Raw genomic sequence first — 1,010 nt, 5'->3', positions numbered from 1 at the left:
TAAGTGTCCATCCGGGAACAGATTGAATGATCTGAATCGGTTGTGATTGGCTCTTAACGGCGATGGCCGGAAGAAGAGCGTGCATGTGGACACCCGAGAACCGGCCGAAATACGACCGCAGCAAGCTCCGCTACCCGAGTGATCTGACCGACGAGGAGTGGTCGATGATCAGCCCTTTGATCCCGGGTGCGAAGGGCGGCGGCAACAAGCGGACGATCGACGTGCGCGCGGTGCTGAATGGGGTGATGTACATCCTGAGCACCGGCTGCCAATGGGCGGCGCTGCCGAAAGACCTGCCGCCGCGGAGCACGGTGAACGACTACCTCCGGCGCTGGGATGAGGACCGGACGCTCGACCGCATCCACTACGCGCTCTACGTGCTGTGCCGGGAGCAGGCTGGACGCGAGGCCAGCCCGACGGCGGCAATCATCGATAGCCAGAGCGTGAAGAGTGCGGAAAAAGGGGGCGCTGCATCGACCCCTCGGGCTACGACGCGGGCAAGAAGATCAAAGGCAAGAAGCGGCACGTCCTGGTCGACACCCAAGGTCTGCTGATGCAGGCCATCATCCACGCCGCCGACATCCAGGACCGCGATGGTGGCGTGCTGCTGATGGGCTCGCTGTTCGGCCTCTACCCCTTCCTGCTGAAGCTCTACGCCGACGGCGGGTACCAGGGCGCCAACTTCCAGGCCGGACTGCGCACGACTTGTCGCCAGATCAACCTCGAGATCGTCAAGCGGTCCGAGTTGCGCAAGTTCGTCGTGCTGCCGAAGCGGTGGATTGTCGAGCGCTCCATCGCCTGGCTCAATCGCTGCCGACGATTGGCCAAGGATTGGGAGTGCCTGAACCGTCGCGCGCTTGCCTTCCTGCGCTGGGCTTCCGTCCGTCGCATGCTCCGAAGGCTATGTCAGAAAACCACATGATCCCGGACGGACTCTTAACAACCGGGCCGAGAATTCACATCAGCCGACGCGACGACGAGAACGGCAGATGAAGCGCTTCAAGTCGCCT

General features: G+C 62.6%; 1 protein-coding gene and 1 pseudogene. Both read left to right on the top strand.

The annotated features are described in order from the left end of the window. Positions 1-83 precede the first annotated feature (83 nt). A protein-coding gene (locus LH62_RS29575) for an IS5 family transposase (RefSeq protein ID WP_144404448.1) occupies positions 84-922 on the top strand; the annotation gives its coding sequence in 2 pieces (ribosomal slippage) (positions 84-471 and positions 471-922; 840 coding nt in all). Positions 923-932: 10 nt separating this feature from the next. Continuing rightward, a pseudogene (locus LH62_RS30595) lies at positions 933-1,010 on the top strand (IS6 family transposase); the annotation flags it as partial.

Source organism: Belnapia sp. F-4-1 (assembly GCF_000802185.1).
Classification (GTDB): Bacteria; Pseudomonadota; Alphaproteobacteria; order Acetobacterales; family Acetobacteraceae; genus Belnapia.
Note: the sequence above shows the minus strand (reverse complement) of the source record. Positions and strands in the feature narration are given on the sequence as shown.